This is a genomic window from Chitinophaga sp., from assembly GCF_036569125.1.
In the GTDB taxonomy this organism is placed as follows: domain Bacteria; phylum Bacteroidota; class Bacteroidia; order Chitinophagales; family Chitinophagaceae; genus Chitinophaga.
On sequence record NZ_DATCRF010000141.1, the window covers coordinates 1 to 5093 of the forward strand.

General features: G+C 48.6%; 5 protein-coding genes. 4 read left to right on the forward strand and 1 reads right to left on the reverse strand.

Annotation, left to right across the window (positions count from 1 at the left end; all coding sequences use genetic code 11):
• On the forward strand, nucleotides 1-761 hold a 761-nt coding region (locus VIM87_RS04995; RefSeq protein WP_331995911.1), incomplete at its 5' end, for an outer membrane beta-barrel family protein.
• A 343-nt stretch (nucleotides 762-1104) separates the two neighbouring features.
• Here the strand turns inward: VIM87_RS04995 and VIM87_RS05000 are convergent.
• On the reverse strand, nucleotides 1105-1470 hold the full coding sequence (locus VIM87_RS05000) for a SnoaL-like domain-containing protein (protein WP_331995912.1): 366 nt from the start codon (nucleotides 1468-1470) through the stop codon (nucleotides 1105-1107).
• 620 nt (nucleotides 1471-2090) lie between these two features.
• On the opposite strand from VIM87_RS05000, the gene VIM87_RS05005 reads away from it, so the two are divergent.
• The 3 genes from VIM87_RS05005 to VIM87_RS05015 form a co-directional block, all read left to right on the forward strand.
• Nucleotides 2091-2681 (forward strand): RNA polymerase sigma-70 factor, encoded by a 591-nt coding sequence (locus tag VIM87_RS05005; protein ID WP_331995913.1) that lies wholly within the window; start codon nucleotides 2091-2093, stop codon nucleotides 2679-2681.
• 76 nt (nucleotides 2682-2757) lie between these two features.
• On the forward strand, nucleotides 2758-3777 hold the full coding sequence (locus tag VIM87_RS05010; protein ID WP_331995914.1) for a FecR family protein: 1020 nt from the start codon (nucleotides 2758-2760) through the stop codon (nucleotides 3775-3777).
• Nucleotides 3778-3831: 54 nt separating this feature from the next.
• A partial coding sequence (locus VIM87_RS05015; protein WP_331995915.1) for a SusC/RagA family TonB-linked outer membrane protein occupies nucleotides 3832-5093 on the forward strand: 1262 nt, incomplete at its 3' end.

Consider the following 5093-nt stretch of genomic DNA (forward strand, 5'->3'; position numbering starts at 1 on the left):
CCCGCCGTATTGACCGCCCGGGTTATAACGGGTTAAACCCCTTCCTGTTCTTCCTGGACAAGTACACCTATGCCCGTGGTAACCCTTACCTGCGGCCGGAGTACACGGATAATACCGAGCTTTCCTACAGCTACAAACAAAAATATATTCTTACCGTAGGCTACAGCTACACCCGGGATGTGATCGATGAGCTGCTTACCCAGAACGACAGCACCAAGATCACCCTTAGCACCAACATTAACTATAACAACCGGAAGAACTACAGCCTTTCCCTGGTACTGCCGTTTGATGTTACCAAGTGGTGGAACATGAGCAATACGCTGAGCATGTATTACAATAGGTACGACCTGCAATCTGCCAATATTAATGTGCAGAACAGCCGGGTGGAATACTACTTCAGCTCCACCAACACCTTTACCCTGCCGTATGATATGAAGGCGGAGGTAAGCCCTTATTATAACTCACCCTTTGTAGCGGGTATTTTCAGGGGCCAGGCCCAGTATGATGTATCCCTGGGTTTACAAAAGCAGGTGATGCACAAGAACGGCACCATCAAGTTCAACGTTACCAACATTTGCAAGGCCGGCAACATGTTCAAGGGCACTGCCATCTACGATAATGTGGATACCCGCATCCGCAATACCTGGAACCAGACGGTTTATACCCTTGCGCTCAGCTACCGCTTTGGCAACAACAATATAAAAGGCGCCCGCGAGCGGCAGACGGGGACAACGGAGGAAGCACGGAGAGCGGGGAACTGAGTTTAATTACGAATTGTTCAATTACGAAATGCTAAGCATTCATGAATGCCATTGAAAATAATTATGATATGAGTAATTACGAATTGGGAGGTACGCAGTGAAGTTGCTTTTGGGATAGGGATAGTTACAGATCACCGTTTACGTTATTTACCGCCATTTATGACAGTAGCCGGTGATTTGTTTTAAGATGCGTTTACTATTTATTACGAGCTATTTACCGCCATTCATAGTTTGCAAAGGATAGTAAAAGAGGCCGCTACACAGCTGTGGGCGGCCTTTTTATTATGCGGGAGTTATGTTCAGGGACATTCCCGGAGCGGAAGGAGAATGTAGGGCTAACGGATCAATAGAAGAACTGCTCTGAAACAACTTTGCCGTCCTTTACCTCAAATACGCCGATCTCTTCTGTTTCCATACGGGCCTGGTTCTTATAGGTAACTTCCCGCTTTAATACTACGCTGAAGAAATTACCTGCTACTAACGGCTCGCTGCAATACTGGCTGTGAACGGCTTCTATCATTGCACGGTGCGCTGTGCCTTTGGCCTTCAGTGCTTCCCGGCCTTTGGTGATTACCTGCACACCCCTGGATGCAACATGTTCCGGTTCCCGGGAGAGTACCTGCCCGTCATAAAGCCCGTCCTGAATATCAATCCATTTACTTTGGCGGGCCAGCTCGTAATACTGGTTTGCAACTTCCTGTGTGGTCATAGATTCCTTTTTTTGGAGGATAATTTTTTTAACGCCGTAAAATTGCAGGGCCGGAGTGACAACCCTATGTCAGCAGACTTTTTTAGTTGGCAGTTGGCAGTGGGCAGTTGCTAGTCTGCAGTTGGCAGTGGGCAGTGGGCAGTCCGGGGCCGGTACTGCAGGTAATTACAACTGGCTTTGAATATATTGGCTATAAATGCTTGCATGTCCTAATTGCCAATTCCGTACCTCACTCCATCTCCGCTAACTGCTAACTGCCAACTGCCCACTGCCAACTGCTAACCGCCAACTGCTAACTGCCAACTGCTAACCGCCAACTGCCAACTGCCCACTGCCAACTGCTAACTGCCAACTGCCAACTGCTAACCGCCAACTGCTAACTGCTAACCGCCAACTGCTAACCGCTAACCGCTAACTGCCAACTAATCTCCGTTCCAACAAATGACCTACAACTTTAATGGTATTTCTTCCGCTCGTTCCCTACGCTGCATCCTGATTATTAATTCTTAATTATTAATTCTTAATTATTTTCCGCGCGTTGTACGTAATTTTCGCAAATTCCCTGTCCTATTAAGGAAAGGGGGAAAAATTACCTTCAGGGTTCCTATCCGCATCCGCGTATGAACAATGTGAAAATTACAGAGTGGCAGCATCAGATTGCACGTTACGGGAATGAGCAGGCCTTTGCAGAGCTGTTCCGCCACTTCTATGACCGCCTGTTACGCTTTTGCCTGCAATACGTGCAGGCACGGGAGGCTGCGGAAGAAATTGTGGGAGATGTATTTGTGAAGGTCTGGAACCGCCGGGAAGCGCTGGAAGGTATCAACAACCTGGAAGTATACCTGTTTGTAGCCATCAAAAACCACTCGCTCAATTACCTGCAGCAATACTCCAACCTGCGCATAACACCGCTGCCGGAAAATGGCCTGGCCCAGCTTACCAGCCCCATTGATCCTGAACGGGAAATGGAATGGAAAGAGATCCTTTTTAAAATGGACCAGGAAGTGGAACGCCTGCCCGACCAGTGCCGCAAAGTTTTTAAGCTTATTAAAGAAGAAGGTTTTAAGTATAAGGAAGTAGCCGAGATCCTCAATATATCACCCCGCACGGTAGAAACGCAATTGGTGCGCGCCATGCGCCGCCTTAATGAAGCCATTGGCCCTTATCTCTCCGGCAATAAAGAAAATGGAAAAAAGATCTTTCCCTTGTAAGTAATTCTCACCACTTGCCCTGTCCTCTCTGTAACAATCAGCTCCATCTATGAATGAAGAATTATTTGTTACACTCATGACCAGGAAACTTGCAGGCGAAGCTACCATGCACGAGCTGCAGGAACTGGAAGCCCTGTTGCAGGCGCATGCAGAACTAAGGGAGCGTGCTGCCATCCTGCAAAAACATTTTACAGAATCGCACTATTACTCATCTGCCAATACCGAACAGGCCTTGCAACGTACGCTGCAAAGGCTGCAGCTGCCGGAGCCGGCGCCGCTTACAACGGTAAGCGTGCCATTGCCCAAACGCAGGTACCTGCAGCGCAGCCTTATTATAGGTTCTGCCATTGCTGCATCGGTAGTATTGGTACTGTCATTGTCTAATTTGCTGCACCGCGCAACACCGGTTAAACAGCTGGCCGCTGTTAAAGCAGATACCGCGCAGTGGATGAAGCGGCAAAATGGCAAGGCCACCAAAGCCGTGATTGAATTAACCGATGGCAGTAAAATATGGCTGAATGCCGATAGCCGCCTCAGTTACCCGGAAGTGTTCAGCAATACTTCCCGCGAAGTGTACCTGGAAGGTGAGGCCTTCTTTGATGTAGCCAACAATCCCGGCCGCCCGTTTATTATTCACCTGCGTAAAGGCACTATACAGGTGCTGGGTACCTCCTTTAACATACGCGCTTATGAGAATGAGCCTGTGCAAACCTCTGTAAGCACCGGTAAAGTAGCCTTCATTCCCCTGTATGAAAATGAGGAGCGTAAGCCGGATACCATCTTAATTACGCCGGATGTAAAGGTTACCTATGCACAACAAACCGGGCAGGTTATAAAAGAAGCTACTGCCAGCAATGATGATAAAGCCTGGACCGAAGGCCGCCTGGTATTTAAGAATGCCACGCTGGAAACTATTGGCGCAGAGCTGGAACGCACCTTTGGCAAAAAAGTAGAATTCATTTCTGAAACGCCGCGACAGTACCGCCTCACCGGCTCATTCCAGCACAACTCATTACAGGATATTATGTACTACCTGGCCAGGTCCAGGGCATTCCGTTATGAGATCACCGACAGCACGCTATTGATCAATGAATAATAAGTAAACTAAAATCTAACAAACAATCATTATTTAAACCAAAGTCTCCACGCTATGAAAGAAAGACCTTTACCAGGCTTCTTACTGCCAGCTTTCCGCTCATGGTGCTTTCCGGTCATTATTTGCATGGCTTTATTCAGCATGCTGGATCTTAAAGCCCAGGTAGCACTTGCATACGGCATGCCGCCGCCGTATAGGATGCAACAGGAAAAAACAACTGATACCAACCCGCTGGACAACCGGGTAAGCCTGCAGGTTAAAAATGAAAACCTGGACCAGGTACTGGAAAAAATTGAGCAGCAAACCGCTTATGTGTTTGTATACTCAAACGACGTGATTAAAACCACGCAACGCATCACGCTCAATGTAAAAGACAAGCAGCTCTCAGAAGTGCTGCCCATGGTGCTTTCCCCGTTGAATGTAAGCTATGAGCTTATCAGCAACAAGATCATTCTTCGCCAGGGAAACGAACCCGCCGCAGAGTACCGGCAACAGGAAACGGTTACCATCAGCGGCAACGTAGTAGATGATAAAGGCGATGGCATTCCCGGAGTGAATGTACGCCTGAAGAACACCAATACCGGCACCACTACAAGGGAAGACGGTTTTTTTACGTTAAAGATCCCCAGTGGGCAAGCCAATGGTACCTTGGTTTACTCGTCCATTGGCTTCATTACAAAAGAAGTGGGGATCAATAGCCGCACCAGCATTACTGTTATGCTGACTGCCGAATCAAAAGACCTGGGCGAGATAGTGGTTACCGCTTACACTACGCAAAAGAAAGCGCAGGTAACAGCCGCTATCAGCACGGTATCCACCAAGGATATCACCAGCCGCCCTTCCAGCAACATGTTCCAGGCCTTACAGGGTTTGGCGCCTAACTTAACCATCCAGCAGAACAATGCGGAACCCGGCGCCGCGCTGAACCTGAACATACGCGGGGTGGGCAGCTTAACCGGTAACGCACCGCTGGTTATTATAGACGGGGTACAGGCAGGCAGCACCGGCTTGCAAAACCTGAACCCCTATGATGTGGAAAGCATTTCCGTATTAAAAGATGCCGCTTCTTCCGCCATTTACGGATCACAGGCCGCTAACGGCGTTATCTACATCACTACCAAAAGAGGTAAGAAAGATGATAAGCCCAGCGTGCAGTACAACGGCATGTACGGCCTGCAAACACCCACTACCCTGCCCCGGCAGGTGGAAGCATGGGAATATATGACCATGAAGAATGAAGCTTTGGTGAACTCCGGCAAAACCCCGCAGTTCTCCTCAGAAGAAATTCAGGCCTGGCATAACCGCGGCTCTTACCC

Bases quoted from the DNA above. Each gene is read 5' to 3' on its own strand.
- VIM87_RS05010 (WP_331995914.1), top strand. From the start codon at position 2,758: ATGACCAGGAAACTTGCAGGCGAAGCTACCATGCACGAGCTGCAGGAA.
- VIM87_RS05000 (WP_331995912.1), bottom strand. From the start codon at position 1,470: ATGACCACACAGGAAGTTGCAAACCAGTATTACGAGCTGGCCCGCCAA.
- VIM87_RS05005 (WP_331995913.1), top strand. From the start codon at position 2,091: ATGAACAATGTGAAAATTACAGAGTGGCAGCATCAGATTGCACGTTAC.